This window comes from Bremerella sp. P1, from assembly GCF_028748185.1.
Lineage (GTDB): Bacteria > Planctomycetota > Planctomycetia > Pirellulales > Pirellulaceae > Bremerella.
Genome location: NZ_CP118164.1, coordinates 6,357,930 through 6,374,108, shown reverse-complemented (window position 1 = coordinate 6,374,108; position 16,179 = coordinate 6,357,930). Strand labels below are relative to the sequence as shown.

The 16,179-nt window shown below is 55.1% G+C and carries 14 protein-coding genes and 1 tRNA gene; 7 read left to right on the top strand and 8 right to left on the bottom strand.

From position 1 onward, the window contains the following. The first annotated feature begins 310 nt into the window (after positions 1-310). Both PSR63_RS25870 and PSR63_RS25865 read left to right on the top strand, forming a co-directional pair. Complete coding sequence (locus PSR63_RS25870) at positions 311-877, top strand: sigma-70 family RNA polymerase sigma factor (protein WP_274328899.1); 567 nt, start codon at positions 311-313, stop codon at positions 875-877. Continuing rightward, positions 870-3,671 carry a serine/threonine protein kinase gene (locus PSR63_RS25865; RefSeq protein WP_274328897.1) on the top strand — a complete coding sequence of 934 codons (2,802 nt, stop codon included), beginning with the start codon at positions 870-872 and terminating at the stop codon, positions 3,669-3,671. Before PSR63_RS25870 ends, PSR63_RS25865 begins: the two co-directional genes overlap by 8 nt. A 49-nt stretch (positions 3,672-3,720) precedes the next feature. Here the strand turns inward: PSR63_RS25865 and PSR63_RS25860 are convergent, their stop codons facing one another. From PSR63_RS25860 to PSR63_RS25830, 7 genes are all read right to left on the bottom strand, one after another. Continuing rightward, the gene (locus tag PSR63_RS25860) at positions 3,721-4,671 is read right to left on the bottom strand and encodes an ABC transporter permease (RefSeq protein WP_274328896.1); all 951 of its coding nucleotides are present in this window, start codon (positions 4,669-4,671) and stop codon (positions 3,721-3,723) included. Next, complete coding sequence (locus PSR63_RS25855) at positions 4,668-6,221, bottom strand: sugar ABC transporter ATP-binding protein (RefSeq protein ID WP_274328894.1); 1,554 nt, start codon at positions 6,219-6,221, stop codon at positions 4,668-4,670. Before PSR63_RS25855 ends, PSR63_RS25860 begins: the two co-directional genes overlap by 4 nt. Next, entirely contained in the window at positions 6,218-7,186 is a 969-nt protein-coding gene (locus PSR63_RS25850; protein ID WP_274328892.1) for a sugar ABC transporter substrate-binding protein, read from the bottom strand. The genes PSR63_RS25855 and PSR63_RS25850 overlap by 4 nt, the downstream gene beginning before the upstream one ends. Continuing rightward, positions 7,183-8,121, bottom strand: a complete 939-nt coding sequence (rbsK, locus tag PSR63_RS25845; RefSeq protein WP_274328891.1) for a ribokinase — start codon at positions 8,119-8,121, stop codon at positions 7,183-7,185. Before rbsK ends, PSR63_RS25850 begins: the two co-directional genes overlap by 4 nt. A gap of 4 nt (positions 8,122-8,125) precedes the next feature. Next, a complete protein-coding gene (locus tag PSR63_RS25840) occupies positions 8,126-9,199 on the bottom strand; it encodes a nucleoside hydrolase (RefSeq protein ID WP_274328890.1) in 1,074 nt (357 codons plus the stop codon). After that, positions 9,196-10,233: a LacI family DNA-binding transcriptional regulator gene (locus PSR63_RS25835; protein ID WP_274328888.1), complete on the bottom strand. Its 1,038-nt coding sequence runs from the start codon at positions 10,231-10,233 to the stop codon at positions 9,196-9,198. The genes PSR63_RS25840 and PSR63_RS25835 overlap by 4 nt, the downstream gene beginning before the upstream one ends. A 332-nt stretch (positions 10,234-10,565) precedes the next feature. Beyond that, the gene (locus PSR63_RS25830; RefSeq protein WP_274328887.1) at positions 10,566-11,282 is read right to left on the bottom strand and encodes a DUF434 domain-containing protein; all 717 of its coding nucleotides are present in this window, start codon (positions 11,280-11,282) and stop codon (positions 10,566-10,568) included. A 177-nt stretch (positions 11,283-11,459) separates the two neighbouring features. On the opposite strand from PSR63_RS25830, the gene PSR63_RS25825 reads away from it, so the two are divergent. Further along, complete coding sequence (locus PSR63_RS25825; protein ID WP_274328885.1) at positions 11,460-12,026, top strand: protein-tyrosine phosphatase family protein; 567 nt, start codon at positions 11,460-11,462, stop codon at positions 12,024-12,026. A gap of 116 nt (positions 12,027-12,142) precedes the next feature. Here the strand turns inward: PSR63_RS25825 and PSR63_RS25820 are convergent. Beyond that, positions 12,143-12,216 (bottom strand) — tRNA-Arg (locus PSR63_RS25820). A 198-nt stretch (positions 12,217-12,414) separates the two neighbouring features. Between PSR63_RS25820 and PSR63_RS25815 the strand changes: the two genes are divergently transcribed. The 4 genes from PSR63_RS25815 to PSR63_RS25800 all read left to right on the top strand — a co-directional run bounded on the left by PSR63_RS25815 (position 12,415) and on the right by PSR63_RS25800 (position 16,147). Beyond that, complete coding sequence (locus tag PSR63_RS25815) at positions 12,415-12,891, top strand: 6-pyruvoyl trahydropterin synthase family protein (RefSeq protein ID WP_274328883.1); 477 nt, start codon at positions 12,415-12,417, stop codon at positions 12,889-12,891. Between the two features lie 132 nt (positions 12,892-13,023). Then, positions 13,024-13,569 carry a GNAT family N-acetyltransferase gene (locus PSR63_RS25810; RefSeq protein WP_274328881.1) on the top strand — a complete coding sequence of 182 codons (546 nt, stop codon included), beginning with the start codon at positions 13,024-13,026 and terminating at the stop codon, positions 13,567-13,569. Positions 13,570-13,680: 111 nt separating this feature from the next. Next, positions 13,681-14,937, top strand: coding sequence for a M16 family metallopeptidase (locus PSR63_RS25805; RefSeq protein WP_274328879.1), 1,257 nt, complete (start codon positions 13,681-13,683; stop codon positions 14,935-14,937). Continuing rightward, positions 14,912-16,147 carry a M16 family metallopeptidase gene (locus tag PSR63_RS25800; protein WP_274328878.1) on the top strand — a complete coding sequence of 412 codons (1,236 nt, stop codon included), beginning with the start codon at positions 14,912-14,914 and terminating at the stop codon, positions 16,145-16,147. Before PSR63_RS25805 ends, PSR63_RS25800 begins: the two co-directional genes overlap by 26 nt. Positions 16,148-16,179 lie beyond the last annotated feature (32 nt).

Below are 16,179 nucleotides of genomic sequence, written 5' to 3'. Positions count from 1 at the left end.
ATCGCGGATTTACGCGAAAGAAGACATTGAGATTTGTTGCTGGCGGGGGATGGTACTTTTCGCATTTCTGAGCGATCTAGTCGCGCTGGACGTTGGCTGTTCGTTGAAACAGTGCGTGTGCGTGGTTGGCTGCCGCCCGGGAGTACTGGTAGGAACTTGTCGAAGGCGAGTCGTACCTTTCCATTCGCAAACTAATCTTTACGAACGTGAAAGTAAGACTGCCTCAGCAACAGGAGGCAAGCGAGAGCAATTGCCAAGAATCGACCTTGGGAGATTGGCATTCTTCTTGTGGCCATAGTACCTTGGCATCATGTCAGATGTTACGCAGATTCTATCCCAGATCGAAGATGGCGATGCCTCGGCAGCGGATCGCTTGCTACCCTTGGTCTACGACGAGCTTCGTAAGCTCGCCAGCGCTAAGATGTCACAGGAAAGGCCCGGCCAGACGCTTCAGGCCACAGCGTTGGTGCACGACGCGTTTATCCGCCTGGTGGACCAAAAGCAGCCGCAAAAATGGGACAATGCTCGTCACTTTTTCTCCGCGGCGGCTGAGGCTATGCGGCGAATTCTCATCGAGCGTGCTCGCCAGCGAGCAACGGTGAAGCACGGTGGTGAACTAAAACGTCTCGAGCTCGCCGCGATAGATCCGGCAGTTCTGCCAATCGCATGCGATGACATCCTCGGATTGGACGAAGCCCTGGAGCGGCTGAATCAACAACACCCTCGCAAAGCGGAGATCGTCCGATTGCGATTCTTTGCCGGTCTGACAACCGCGCAAGCAGCGCAAACGCTCGGTATCTCCCTCTCGACCGCCGAAAACGACTGGGCTTACGCTCGATCCTGGTTACGTGTTGCCATGTCGGAAGCGAGTGAATGATGTACTTAGAGAAAATTTCCAAAAATCGGTTCGGGGCTCTGACTGTGAATCTCGCATAGTTATTTACAGGTCCAGAATACTACTCACGACGAACTGGAATCGAAGCATGAATGACCGCCAATTGGACGAAGAGAAGATCTTTCACATTGCTCGAGGGATTACGTCTGGGGAACTACGTGAAGATTATCTCGTCCAGATCTGTGCAGGCGACGCAGCGCTCCGGGAACGAGTGGATGCCCTGCTGGATGCTTTTGAAAAGGAGCAATCCCTGCTGAAGTCCAACGTGGCGGTTGAGGCGACGGCCAGTTTCAGTGGCAATGGCGAGGCTGTGGGCGAGCACATCGGACGCTACAAGCTGCTGCAGATGATTGGCGAAGGAGGCTTCGGCGTCGTCTATCTCGCCGAGCAAAGCCGTCCGGTTCGTCGCAAGGTCGCCGTCAAGATTATCAAGCCGGGCATGGACACGCGGGCCGTCGTGGCTCGCTTTGAAGCGGAGCGGCAAGCACTGGCCCTGATGGACCACCCCAACATCGCCAAGGTGTTTGACGGAGGATCTACGGATGCGGGACGTCCCTATTTCGTGATGGAACTCGTCAAGGGAGTACCGATCACCGACTTCTGCGATGAAAACAAATTCACGCTAAAGCAACGGTTGGAATTGTTTGCGACCGTCTGCCAGGCGATTCAGCACGCGCACCAAAAGGGGATTATTCATCGCGACATCAAGCCATCGAACGTACTGGTCACCCTGCACGACGGCGTGCCCGTGCCTAAGGTAATCGATTTTGGTATCTCCAAGGCGATCTCTCAGCAACTCACCGAGAAGACCCTGTTCACGGCCCATGGTCAGATGATTGGTACTCCGCAGTATATGAGTCCGGAACAGGCCGAGATGAGCGGCTTGGATATTGATACCCGCAGCGATATCTACTCATTGGGAATATTGTTGTACGAACTGTTGACTGGATGCACGCCGCTGGACCCGGTAAAGATCCGCCAAACGGCTTACGCCGACCTGCAACGAATGATACGTGAGGATGAACCATTACAGCCTTCGCGGCGGTATAGCACTATGGGCAAGCAGTCGGCAGCGATTGCGACCAAGCGGCAAACCGATCCACGAAAGCTTGGCGGCCTGCTGCGTGGCGAACTCGATCTCATCGTGATGAAGTCTTTGGAAAAGGATCGTAATCGTCGCTACGACTCCGCGACCGAGTTTGCCGATGACGTCCAGCGATTCCTCAAGGGTGATTCGGTTCAAGCCTGTCCACCATCGGCATCGTATCGGTTTCGGAAGTTTGCCCGCAAGAATCGCTCCCTGCTTATTACGGGAAGTGTGATCACGACGATTCTGTTGGTGTCAACAATTTCCAGTTCGATCATTGCTATTCAGTTGCATAACGCGCTGAATGAACTTAAAGAAGCCCGCTCCTACAAACAACAAGTGGGCATTGATCGAGCGGTCGTTTCGGCAGCCATCGGCAACTTTGATCAAGCACGTGAGGCAATCGCCGGTGCGGAACTCGACAAACCACGCGCCTACGAATTGATGGTCGATGGAGTAAAGGCCCGTTATGATGGTGATGTAAAAGCGGCTATCCAATACTTGGAGGAAGCGAATCAACTTGAGTCCGATGACGTAATTATTCAATCCATGCTGGCGATGGCGTACCTGATCCACGGTGATTGGGAGTCCTACGCCCATGCAACCGTTCGACAGGATGCCAAGACATTGAATTCCGATTACGAACGCATGTTCGTCGGTAATTCGTTAATTTGGTCCGATCCCGACACCGGCTTGGAATTGCTAACCGAGGCCGCGGAAAACCTGCAGCACCCTCTCGCGTACGTGTATCGTGCTCTTACGCTTGCCTCCCTGGCAAATGGTTCACGCGACCTTGAGGCCATGGAAATTGCGATTCAAGACGCCGACCGCAGTATGTCTTATCTGCCGGTGAACGAGTTTTCCTTGACGTACCAGCTGTACATACGCATGCTCGCTCAGGACCTCTTTGTAAAACTAGCCAATGAGGCAGAGGATCAGGGGGATTCGGTGGAAGCGGAAAAATTCAACATGCGAGCGGATGAATTATTACAAGATCTGGACGAGATTTTTGCTCAGTTTGGTAAGGAGGGATCGTATGCCTCGCAAAACGTCAAAGGAAGGTATTATCGCCTTCATGGCGATACCGAACAGGCGCGAGAGTATTATCGGACAACCAATCAAGGCCAAGCCACTCTTCTCGGCTACGCTCTTGATAACCCTTCGGAAATTGATAGTGAGATTGAGCGTCTTAAACAAAAAGAGTTTGCCATTGGTCGTGGCAACCTCTGCCGTATAATCCTGCAGCTCGAGACGGAGAAAATAGATATTGATGACCCGGTTATAGAAGAGTACCTGGGCACGGCTACGGAAGAGGGTGCCGGATGGGTGATCGATCTAGCCTTGATCACTGGCCGCTATGAAGAAGCGCAAGCGTTGGCCGTCAAACTGTATAAAAACTTCCCTGAGGACGGCAATCGTGTCCGCAGAAATTTTCTGCGGTACAATGCCGGCGATTCCTCGATCAGTGAGTACTTAAGGGATACTCCCAAGCTCGCGCATGGTGGTGCCAATTACCAAATTGGGCTGCATTATCTCAGTCGTGGAAAACGTACGGAGGCCGCAAAATACTTCCAAGACTCCATCGATTACGGCATCCCGGACGACCGTGCTAGGGAATTCGCGATCGTCTTTCTGAAGCAATTTGACAAAGATCCGAGCTGGCCGAGATGGATTCCTGTTAACGAGTAGTTTTCAGGAAGAATTCTAAAACTCGCAACGCTCGGCTGAATATTATGAGTCACTTCCGAAAGCGGTTGCGGAGCGAGTCAATCAGAACCGCAACCACAATCACGCTTCCCGTGATGATCTGTTTGTTAGCATCGGAGACACCGATCTGGGCAAGGCCTGTTTGCAGGACCGAGATGATCAACACGCCAATAAACGAGCTGATGACGCTGCCTCGGCCACCCATCAAGCTCGTGCCGCCAATTACGCAGGCGGCGATCGCCAGCAATTCCAGGCCAATCGCTGCATTGGGATCGGCACTGGAGAGCCGGGAAGTCTGAGCGAGGCCAGCGAGTCCGCACAGCAGTCCACTCAGGGTAAACACGGCGATGGAGTACGGGGCCGTCCGAATGCCTGACATCCGCACGGCTTCTTCGTTGGTCCCAATTGCGATGCAGTAGCGACCGAAAACGGTTCTGGAAAGCAGGAATTGACCTGCCAGGACAGCCGCAAGCGCAAGGAGAAATGCCGTCGAGAGATGGAGATAGGGAAGCGGTTCGCCAATCACTTCAACCTTCGATCCGATGTACTTGGTCTGAGAATCGGTAACGACCTTCGTCGCTCCGCGGGCGATCTCGAGCATGCCCAAGGTCACGATAAACGAGGGAATGCGAAACCCGACCGAAACGCACCCATTAAACAATCCGCACAACGCACCGGTTAATAGGCAAACGGGAATGGCAGCCCACAGCGGCCAGCCGGCGTCCACCATGAGTGCACCTAGGACGGCCGACGACAATGCCAGGATTGAACCTACCGAAAGATCTATTCCCCCGACCACTAGAATGAAGGTCATTCCGACCGCCACGAGCGTCAGGTCGGGTATCTGATTGGCGATGGTCGTGAAGGTCGACCGCTGCAGGAAGTTTTCGCTCAGGCCGCTGAATACGCCCACCATGATGGCCAGTACGACACACAAGCCCCCATACTGAACGAGCATCTCCTTGAGTGCTTTTGGGTTCATTCCTCAACACTCCGTTCTCGATAACCGGAAAAGGCGGCTTGCATAATCAACTCGTGAGACATGTCGGCACGTTCAAATGTTTTCACCATCTTTCCATTAGACATCACGGCGATGCGATCGCAGGTCTCGAAGAGTTCTTCCAGGTCACTGCTCACAATGACAATCCCTTTTCCTTCGGCAGCCAAGGAATCGATGAGCCGATAAATCCGTTTGCGTGCCGGGACATCGATTCCCCGCGTTGGCTCATCGAATAGGAACACACTTGCGTCGGTGCCAAGCCAACGGGCAATCACGACCTTCTGCTGATTCCCTCCGCTGAGCGTGCCTGTCTGCTGCTGGCCGTCGGTGCAGCGGATTTCCAATGATTGACAGTACTGATCGGTTGCTTCCTGCTCGGCCGGAAATCGGATCATTCCTGCTCGACTGAACCGCTTGGTCATAGCGGCCAGCGTTGTGTTGACCCGTATCGATTGAGAAAGGAGCAATCCATTTTGTTTGCGGTCCTCGGTGACCATCGCAATGCCCGCGGAGACTGCCTCGTGGGGATGGCGAAAGCGTCGTGGGGTCGCGTCGTCCGAAAGATAGACGCCTCCGGACGATGCGATATCAGCGCCGAATATCAAACGCAGCAGTTCCGTCCGTCCAGATCCAATCAAACCTGCGATACCTAAACATTCGCCTTGGCGTACCTGAAAGCTGACGTCGTCGACCATGCCTCCTGAGAGCCTTTCAACGCGTAGGGCAACGTTGGCGGCTGAACTGGTTTCGCTTTCAGGTCTTGGCTCGCTTATCGCGTGGGAGTGGGGTGTGTGGGGATGATCGCCGGTCATCAGTTCCACCATCTCGTCAGCGGTCAGGTCAGAAGTCGGATAGGTTCCAATCATCGCTCCATCACGCAGGAATGAGATCCGATCGGAGATTCGCGAGACTTCATCGAGACGATGGCTGATATAGATGATGCCGACTCCCTCATCGCGGAGTTTGTCGAGCCATGTGAATAGGGACTCAGCTTCGGCGGCACTTAAGGCGGCGGTCGGCTCATCGAGGATCAATAGACGGCACTTCCGATACAATGCTGCCGCGATTTCAATCATCTGTTGCTGGCCAACCCCCAGGGTCTCGACGATGGCATCGGTGGCGATATCGCTTAGATCAAATCGGTCGAGCGCCTCGCGTGCCTGGCGATGGAGGTCTCGTTGTCGAATTACACCGCCCATCGCAGGCAACCGGGTCAGCAGTAAGTTCTCCGCAACGCTCAAAGTGGAAATGAGATTGAATTCCTGTTGAACGATTTCAATCCCGGCAGCTTCAGCCTCACGCTTCGATTTGGGCGAATAGGGCTGTCCCTGAACGAACATCTGGCCAGACGTGGGATGAACGAGTCCCGAGATGATGCGCACCAGGGTGCTCTTCCCTGCCCCGTTGCCTCCCAATAGCGCGAGTATCTCTCCTTCGCGCACGTTCAACGAGCCGTCGCGCAAGACCAACGCTTCCCCGTATTGCTTGGTGATGCCGGTTGTGTTCAGCAGGAGCGACGTCGAATCGTTCACTTAGATAGCGACTCCTGCGTGATTAAATCGACCGGCGTTTCGACATCTTCGATCGCCGCATTGGGGTCTTCAATCAGTTTAAGAGCGTTCTGAATACCATAGACGGCCAGTTGATCCCCATGCTGGTCGGCGGTGGCCAGAATCTTGCCCTCCCGGATGGCTTGCTGAACTGCCGAGATGTTATCGAATCCGATTACCATGACATCATCGGTGCGGCCAGAACCCTTGACTGCGGCAACAGCCCCCAGGGCCATGCTGTCGTTTGCGGCCAGAATCGCTTTGATCTCGGGATGTTCGCTGAGCATGGAGGAGGCAATGGTGTTTGCCTTGCTCATCTCCCATTCGCCTGACTGGTGATCGGCGACCTTGATGTTGGCTTCGGTCATCGCTTCCTGAAAACCGGCAAACCGTTGCTGACCATTGAAGGATGTGCGAACACCTTCCAAGATACACACCGAATCACCCGCGGCCAGTTTGCTGGCCAGGTAGGTGCCGACCTGCTTGGCACCCGCTTTGTTGTCGGGACCGACGAAAGGAATCTCCGCTCCTTCGGCAGCAAGCACCTCGGCATCGAGCCGATTGTCGATATTGATCACGATTACGCCTGCTTTTTTCGCGCGGCGGAGAACGGGCACCAGGGCTTTCGAGTCGGCCGGGGCAATCACGATCGCATCGACGTTGGCGGCGATCATCTCTTCCACGAGCGACACTTGGCGGCTGATGTCACGTTCGTCCTTGATGCCATTCACCACAAGCTCAAACTGATCAGGATGTTCTGCCTGGTAGCTCTTGGCACCGTCTGCCATGGTCGAGAAGAACTCGTTGGCCAACGACTTCATGATCAGCGCGATGCGTGGCTTCTTGACCTCACTCGACGAATCTGCTCCATCTGTCGTGGTTGAATCTTCCGACTTGCAGCCGATCAGAAAAAGGACGAGTAGTAGTCCTGGAACTAGCTTTTTCATTTCAAGGATCCCCAAAGACTTTCGATTTCAGATCGCGTGCCCATGCTGGGCTGCGCTCCCATGCGGGAAGCTGCGATCGCTCCTGCTGCATTGCCAAAACGTACTGCTTCATCGAGATCGCCATGTTGAGCCCAGTAAACCGCAAGTGCTCCAGCAAACGCATCTCCGGCGGCCGTCGTATCAACGACGTTGGTTTCGAATGCGGAAATCATCCGCCCGCCATTTTCATCAAACAGAAAAGAGCCGCGGCCACCCAGCGTGATGACAACATGCCGTGCGCCCTTGGCGTGCAAGGCCTGTGCGGCAGCCAAGGCTTGCTCTGGGGAATCGACGGCGATTCCGGTCAACTGTTCAGCCTCGTGTTCGTTGGGGCAGATCAAATCGACTTGGAGGAGAGCGGAAGGCAAAGTGTCAGGGACAGGAGCTGGATCAAGGATGACGCGAACATTCGCCGCACGCGCGATCTCAACGACTTCCTGAACGGTTTCCAGGGGGATCTCAAGCTGCAAAAGCATGACGTCAATCGACTGAATCACGTCTTCTAGGTGCTTGATATCTTGCGGCGTGAAACGCCCGTTGGAACCTTCGACAACGACAATCGAGTTTTGGCCGGTCTGATCCAACATGATCATCGCCAAGCCGCTCTCGCAATCAGGCGTCGTAAGCACATGAGTGCAATCAACCCCGTGCCCTTTCAGGCTACCTAGCAGACGCTGGGCGAACGCATCGTCGCCAACACGACCCAGCATCGATACGTGCGCACCGGCCTTCGCGGCGGAAACTGCTTGGTTCGCGCCTTTGCCGCCAGAGATCTCATCGTAGGACCGCGCGACGGTCGTTGTTCCCGGTGTCGGGAACTGAGCACATCGCAGCACAAGATCCATATTGATAGATCCCGCCACGGCAATCCGCGGCGGGATGTTCGAATCTTGCACTGGACTACCTTTCACCCGGAGATGAGGCGACCTGCACGTGCGGCGGTTCGCTGGAAAGTAGGGTCAACGCCTCGGTGGCACGAGCTTTCTGATCATCTCGCAGAATCAGGTATCGATCGCGACCGCCTTCCTTCGCTTCAAACGTGGTGTAACCATCTTCGAGCACGGTTACCTGCCCTGCCGGTGAAATGTCGAAGTAGTTGTGATCGGGACGCACGGCAACGAGAACCGATGTCAAATCCCAGGTCGGACGATCATGCGGCGGGGGAATGTATCGGACATAAGCCTCAGCCACGGGATGGTGGGCGACATAGCCGTAGTCGCGCTCGATACTTTCGTGGGGATAGGTCAGATTCAGGCCAATCTCGAATCCGCTCCAGATAATCGGAGTGGGCCACTTCGAGAAGAGACGCCGGGCAGCTGGAATATCTTTGAAGACGTTATACTCGCGATACAGCTTTGGCTCTCCCGTCTTACGGTCAGGAATCTTCGCAAACGCCGCGGCCATCACGGAAAACAAACGTACCTTCTGTTTGACCAATTCCATACCGGTGAGTGGGCTGATGTCGTCAGCCGGAGACTCGATGAGGTCGGCCAGGTTCGTGGAGAAGCCGACCTGACAAATGACAACCGAAGCATCTTCGGCATCCACTAGAGCCTTCCGCAAGACATCCACCGCGCTGGGAGCTTGCTTGCCCGACTTCAGGTCGTGGGGATAACGCAGTTGGCCGCCATCCGCCTCAGAAGCCAGTCCATTGAACTTGCCTTCCTCAGGCGTAACGCCACTTCGGCACACGCCAATCGGAATATCGCCGCGGCCATAAAACGTATTCACGCTATCGGCAAACGGAGCGGCTAATTCGTGATCCTTGGTAATGGTAACCGCCAGCAGCTCGCATTCTCCACGCGACTGTAAGGCATGAATCATCGCTAGCGCCAGGACATCATCGCAGTCGTTACCGATATCGGTATCGAAGATCAATGGAATTGGCTTACTAGGTTCGGCGGCGAACGAGGCATGGGGTAAGATCAGGCTAACGCTTGAAAGCAGTAGCAAGAGCAGTAGTTCGCGTTTCATGATGGGGACGTCTTTCCAACGGATGCTCGAGTGAGGAGGGTAACCGGTATTGTGTGCGTTTTCTGTGCGGGCACTTTGCCATGGACAAGCTGCTGGGTGACGAGCGAAGCCGCGAGCCGCCCGAGTTCAGGCACGTCTTGCGAAACCGTCGTTAGCGGGACCTGCATGAAGTCGGCAAACGCGACATCATCGAAACAGATCAAAGACAGGTCGTCCGGCACGCGCAGTCCCAGTTCAATGGCAGCCTGATAGGCACCAAATGCATTAGGAGTACTCATGGCAAACAGTGCTGTGATTTGAGGATTGGTTGTCAGCAACTTGCGGGCAGACGTGTATCCCGATTCGTAGGTGAACTGGTCGCCGGCGATCATCGCCGAATCCAACCTGGCGCCGACTTCTGTCAGAGCTTCTTGCACTCCTTGAAGACGCTGATCGCATGGAAGCGTCCCGGCGATCCCCTGCAGCACACCAATGTGTCGATGGCCGTTGCCGAGTAGCAGCTTCATCGCTTGACGCGTGCCGGCGATGTGATCGGAAGTGACCTGAACCATTGACGAATTCGCCTTGCAACGATCCACAACAACCAGCGGCATCCCTTGTTGATGAACCGTCTCAAGGTGCTCGAAGTTGAGCCCGACGGGACAGACGATCAGTCCTTCCACGCTACGAGTGGTCAATTGATCGATCAGTGTCTTCTCTTTTCCGACGGCACCGCCACTGTCGGCCAGGATCGCCGAAAAGCCTTCCGCTTCGGCCGACACGGTCACCGCACGGGCAATCGAGGAGAAGAATGGATTGGAAAGATCGGGAACAACAATCCCTAACAGGCCTGTCCGCTTTAGCCGAAGCGACCTTGCGACTTGGCTGGGACGAAACCCAAGCTTATCTGCCGATTCGCGAACCAACTGGGCCGTCGAGCGACTAATTCGATACTTCTCGGCCAAGCCATTGAGCACACGAGAAGCGGTTGAGACGCTCACGTTGGCCTCACGAGCGACATCGCTCAAAGTCGAATTGGAATAGGCTTTAGGCACGAAACGAACAGACTGTAAATTACGGAAAAGTGGTGAAAACCACAGTGCTCAATCGATTGTGCTACATATTATCGAATTAATTTGCGTTTTCAAGTAGCGCGTGGTTCGCTGCGAATAGAACCGTATCGCACACCTTGCCGATGAAGATTGGAAAGTGCCTCGTCGCCGCGAGATGGTCGCTGGTTGAAGGGGGCAGGTCAAGAAATGGTTCAGCGAAAGATGGAGAGTCAGCTTCAGCCTCAAAGCAGCCGCTTCGTGTATACAAGGCGGGGTGGATAGGGCCAAAAAGGATGCTTCCGACGTTAATCAAAGACTGTACACAGCAACTGTCGCTACGATAAATCGATGACCCAAGCATTTGGCACGCGTGATTCGATGGCGATCCGGGCAAGATTGAACCACCGTTCTGCGCTGTCGAGGATTTGACTGTCGGCGGAAGCGACGATTCGGTCGGTGGCTGCAAGCAACGGATCGGGATCGGCGACCAGGTCGATCTCCCAATTCCAGTCGCGTTCCTCGGCCAGTTTTCCAAGCAGTGTCTTCAATCGCCCGCTGTTGGAGACTGGTTGGTCAAACAGCCAGCGGCAATTCGCAACGCCAAAACTGGCTGCCAACTCGCCGATGATCTCGATTGCTGCTACCGTCTCTTCTACCCGGCGGTAACTTCCGTGCATACTCGCCATGTCACGAAAGCACCCGTCATGCGAATGTAGAATCACTCCGTGGGATAATGCGGCCTCGACCGAAGTGAGCACATTGTAGCCGTCGATCCAGAGCTCATTTCCAGAAAGCTCGGACGCGGATACTTCATGTTGTCCCCTTTGGACAACCGCACTGTCGCTACAGGCACAGCGGGCAACGGCGATACGTTGTCGAGCGTTGAGGGCATATCGGTCGCCAACCAGTTTGAGTGATGAATCAATGGCGTAATCGCGCGTCCACAGCCACGACAAGTCCGCGACGGCTTCACGCAGGCCAGGTATCGCTTCGTCGTCGAAGAGTTGCCGGTCCAGCGGATGCGGGCCTCGGTGTTTTCGTTGGTCAGGCATGACGTAGAACTCCTTTTGTCATTGTGCCCGATTCTCGGCATCCATTCATCCAGCCTACACAGCATCTCCAATTTTATAGACTGCCGACTTGTTGAAGTTTAATATGACCCTCTTGCGGTATTGTCCCCCCCTTCAATTCATTGAATTAGCTCCGCTTTGTGAGGAAGTCTGCTTCCAATGAGATTCATGCTCGCCGACGAAACGACGATCCCTCCGACGCCGTCCAGCTACTGGGTCGTACCGTCGCGACTGCTTGCTGGCGCCTATCCTGGGCACCTCGACCCGGCCGAACATGAAACGAGAATCCACACGCTCGTTGACGCCGGCATCCTAACGTTCGTGAATCTGATGGAGGCGGATGAAGCGAACTCCAATGGACAGCAGTTCGTCCCCTACGAGGATACCGCAGCACAACGTTCGCCAGAGGCTGCGATGCGGCGACATGCGATCCGCGACCTGTCGATTCCCACGCATGCCACGATGAATGAGATTCTCGATGCGATCGACGGATCGTTGGCCAGCGATAGCCCTGTGTACGTCCACTGCTGGGGTGGTATCGGCCGCACCGGTACCGTCATCGGATGTTGGCTACTGCGGCATGGCCTGGCAAATCCTGACGACGTGTTGGACGTGCTTCAAGACTTGAGACAACGGGACCAAGAGCGGCACGACCGCGAGTCGCCCGAGACCGGCCAGCAAAGGAAGTTCGTCCGGCAGTGGCTCACCCATAGGCCTGGGGCATAAGGGTCACCGCCAGGGTAGAAGGCTTCAAGAACGGCCCATTTTCAAGAACATCTCAGAATCTTCTGGCTGACAACAAAAAAGCCGTAAACCCATATGAGTTCACGGCTTAACAAAAGTATCCCCGGCGGGGTTCGAACCTGCAACCTTCGGCTTCGGAGGCCGACACTCTATCCAGTTGAGCTACGGGGACAAGCGGCTTGGCTTTCCTGTCATAATAGAAGCTTGATTCTTTCGTTGTCAACGTTCTGGACGGCCGGAAGTTAAAAACTGGCAACGAGTACGGTCAAAGGCCGAAGTTAGTTCTTTCGTGCTAGGATTGCTTGTCCTTTCCCTCGAAAAGCGAAACAATCGTCCGTATTGAATATTCAGGTCGCTGGTGGAGTTCGCGATGATCATCCGCAAGGAATACAAGTTTTACGCCGCGCATCGAAATGAAGAACTGCAGGATAAGTGTCGGAATCTGCACGGGCACCGGTACGGGATCGTTTGTCACTTCGAGGTGCAGCGGACCGGGTCGTATTCGACGTTGTTCTCTGATTTCGATGACAAGATCGGGCCTTTCCTGAAGGAAAAGTACGATCACGGCATGCTGATCAATGTGAACGACCCTCTCTATGCGACGCTCAAGAGTCACATGGCGACCCATGGCGAGGACTTCAAGCTCTGCGAATTCCAGGGCCCGACTTCGGTCGAGAATCTAGCCTATAAGCTGTTCACCGAAATCACCCGGATGGGGTTCGATCTGAACCTGCTGGAAGTCCAAGAGACCGATACTTCGGTGATCAGCTATGATCGCGAAGATTGGGCCCGGGATAACGAGGCCCAGGTCTTTTCGGCGAACCAAACGATCGATACCGCCCAATAATCCATTTTCCGGAAACGTTCGTCGCTTTTTTGGGCGTAAAGGGATACGATAGTTAGTGTTAATAACCATGCTCACGCGTGCACAATCGTGGAAAGAGAGCCGGTGACGCTAACTTATTTCAAACGATTCCGGATGGAGATCTCGCTAGCAGATCTGCCCGATGAGCCACCCCTTCCGCCTGGGTTCCGCTTTCAGCCTTGGACGGCAGAAATTCTTAAGCGGCACGCCGAGGTTAAATTCCAAAGCTTTCGGTTCGAGGTCGATGCGAATGTCTTCCCTTGTCTGGGGGACTCGGAAGGCTGTTTCCGCCTGATGCGCGAGATCTCGATGCGGGATGGTTTCCTGCCGGCCGCTACCTGGCTGATCGAATACGAAGATCCCGAATCACGCGACTGGCGACCGGTTGCCACCGTGCAAGGTGTCCGCGACCGCGAAGGAAAAGGATCGATTCAGAATCTGGGCGTTGTGCCCGGATTTCGTGGACAGGGTATCGGAGCCATTCTGCTGCTGAGAGCCTTGAATGGATTTCGCGAGCACGACCTGACGCAGGCTTCGCTGGAAGTCACTTCGCAGAACATCGGGGCCATTCGCCTGTACGAGCGGCTCGGTTTCCGAATCGCTTCGACGGTCTATAAAGCGGTTGAAATGGGAACCGTTCAGACCAGCACGCATGCTTAGTCCGCAGTGACTGGGCCTTGTCGGGGCATCTTCTGGCCGTTTAAATCAGGGATTAGCCCATCTCATTTATCTTCGGACTTATTTGCAACAGCGGGAAGCGACGGCAAACACGTGCGTTCCACTTATTACTCCGAGAGTTTCGACAACGGACTGACCCTCCTCGCCGAGTCTATGCCCTGGCTGCAATCGGCAGCCTTTTCGATCGTTATCCCAGCCGGTGTGCAGCGTGAGGTCGAAGCCAATCGCGGCGTCGCCAACTTACTGTGCGATTGGGTCCAACGTGGGTGTGGTGATCTCGATAGCCGAGAGTATGTCGAGGCGCTGGATAACTTGGGGGTTGCCCGCGGCGGTGGCGTATCGTCCAGCCATCTGTCCTTTGGCGGGGCCCTGTTGGCTGAGAACCTGGAAGCAACGCTTAGCATTTATGCCGACCTGGTTCAGCGGCCCCATTTTCTGCCGGATGAGTTCGAAGATGCCAAGCAGGTGTGCTTTCAGGAGCTGCGTGCCCTGGAGGACGATCTGCATCAGCAAGCCATGCTTAGCCTGCGGCGGCAGATGTACCCCGATCCCTGGGGTTGGCATCCGACCGGGACGCTGGCCAGTCTGGAAGCGCTCACGCAGGAAGTTGCGAAAGAATATTTCGATACCTGGGTTCGTCCCGACGAAGCGATCATCTCAGTCGCCGGCAACTTCGATTGGGACCGATTGAAGGAAACGATTCAGAAACTGTTTGGCGGTTGGGAGTCGCGCCCGGGGCAAAAGAGTTACCTGGGTTCGTCCTTGCCAAAGTACGTTCACGTTCCATTTGAATCGAGCCAGACACACGTGGGGCTCGGGTTCGCCGGTGTGCCGGTCTCCGATCCTGACTTCTACCAGGCTCGTGCCGCGATCGGCATCATGAGCGACGGGATGAGCTCGCGACTGTTCAGCGAAGTGCGTGAGAAGCGCGGGCTTTGCTATACCGTGTATGCCTCGTGCAACTCGCTCAAAACGCAAGGTGCCGTCCTGGCGTATGCCGGGACAAGTACCGAACGGGCTCAAGAGACCCTCGACGTGATGATCGAGCAGTTCAATGAACTACCCAAAGGCGTTCACCAGGATGAGCTAACGCGACTGAAGGCCCGCTTCAAGAGTGGCATTATTATGCAGCAGGAATCGAGTTCGTCTCGGGCGTCCTCGCTGGCAGCAGACTGGTATCATCTCGGCCGGATTCGGACGATGGAAGAACTGGAGACGATACTGGATGGAATCAGTGTCGAGACCATCAACGCCTACCTGAAAAAGAATCCGCCCAAAGACTATCGGGTTACAACCATCGGTGCAAAGAGATTGGAGGTTCCGAGTGAAATTTCGTCAGGCGACGCTTGATAACGGCTTGGATATCGTTGCCGAAGTAAACCCGAATGCTTATTCGCTTGCCACGGCATTTTTCGTAAAGACGGGCTCTCGTGACGAGACGGCGGAAGTCGCCGGCGTGAGTCACTTCCTGGAACACATGGTGTTCAAGGGGACCTCGCGCCGCACGGCCGAAGACGTGAACCGTGAACTCGACGAACTCGGTGCGCAGTCGAACGCGTTTACCAGTGAGGAACAAACGGTCTACTACGCCGTCGTCCTTCCGGAACTGCAAACGCAGATCGTCGATCTTCTGGCCGACATCATGCGGCCAACATTGCGGCAAGAGGATTTCGATACCGAGAAGAAGGTGATCCTCGAAGAGATCATGAAGTACGACGACCAGCCACCCTACGGCGGTCACGAAAAGAGCATGGCGGCCTGGTTCGGCGAACATCCGCTGGGCAACAGCGTGCTCGGTACGCAGCAGTCGGTCGGCGACCTGACGCAGCAGCAGATGATGTCGTACTTCGAAGAGCGTTACAGCCCGACGAACATGACGCTGGTCGCTACCGGGAATGTCGACTTCGACAAGCTCGTCGATCAAGCGAACAAGTTGTGCGGTAGCTGGAAAAAGTACGATGTGACGCGCAATACGGCTCGGCCGATCGGTCATTCGAATTTTCAGCTCCTCACCAAAGAGACCTCGATTCAGCAGTACGTCATCCAACTGGCCGAGTCGCCCGGCTCGGAGGATGAAGCCCGGTACGCGGCGCGACTTCTGGCGACGATCATGGGAGACGATGTCGGTAGCCGTTTCTTCTGGGAACTGGTCGACCCAGGTCTCGCGGAATTCGCAGCGATGGAGTCGTATGAATTCCAAGGCTGCGGCGTGATGATGAACTACGTCTGTTGTGCCCCGCAAGATGCCCAACGCGTGCTGGAAGTCGTCACCTACGAAGTCGAGAAGCTGATGACAGATGGGGTCACGCAGCGAGAACTGGATTTAGCAAAGAACAAAGTCTGTTCGCATGTCGTGCTACGCAGCGAGCGCCCCTCGAGCCGCCTTTTCTCGGTGGGCTCAAGCTGGACGCAGCGGAAGAAGCTTCGCACGGTGAAAGAAACGGTCGAGGCCTATCAAAAGGTAAACCTTGACGATATTGGACGACTTTTAGCGACGTACGATCTGCGCAAAACGTCGACGACCGCCGTTGGCCCGCTGACGACGTTACATCTTCCGTAGCTCGATCAGCCGTCATCAATGGAACCGACTTT

What these genes read in the sequence shown, in the direction of transcription:
- PSR63_RS25860 (WP_274328896.1), bottom strand. Translation starts at nt 4,671, where the DNA reads ATGAACCCAAAAGCACTCAAGGAGATGCTCGTTCAGTATGGGGGCTTG.
- PSR63_RS25830 (WP_274328887.1), bottom strand. Translation starts at nt 11,282, where the DNA reads ATGCCTGACCAACGAAAACACCGAGGCCCGCATCCGCTGGACCGGCAA.
- PSR63_RS25815 (WP_274328883.1), top strand. Translation starts at nt 12,415, where the DNA reads ATGATCATCCGCAAGGAATACAAGTTTTACGCCGCGCATCGAAATGAA.
- PSR63_RS25870 (WP_274328899.1), top strand. Translation starts at nt 311, where the DNA reads ATGTCAGATGTTACGCAGATTCTATCCCAGATCGAAGATGGCGATGCC.
- PSR63_RS25850 (WP_274328892.1), bottom strand. Translation starts at nt 7,186, where the DNA reads ATGAAAAAGCTAGTTCCAGGACTACTACTCGTCCTTTTTCTGATCGGC.
- PSR63_RS25810 (WP_274328881.1), top strand. Translation starts at nt 13,024, where the DNA reads ATGGAGATCTCGCTAGCAGATCTGCCCGATGAGCCACCCCTTCCGCCT.
- PSR63_RS25840 (WP_274328890.1), bottom strand. Translation starts at nt 9,199, where the DNA reads ATGAAACGCGAACTACTGCTCTTGCTACTGCTTTCAAGCGTTAGCCTG.
- PSR63_RS25825 (WP_274328885.1), top strand. Translation starts at nt 11,460, where the DNA reads ATGAGATTCATGCTCGCCGACGAAACGACGATCCCTCCGACGCCGTCC.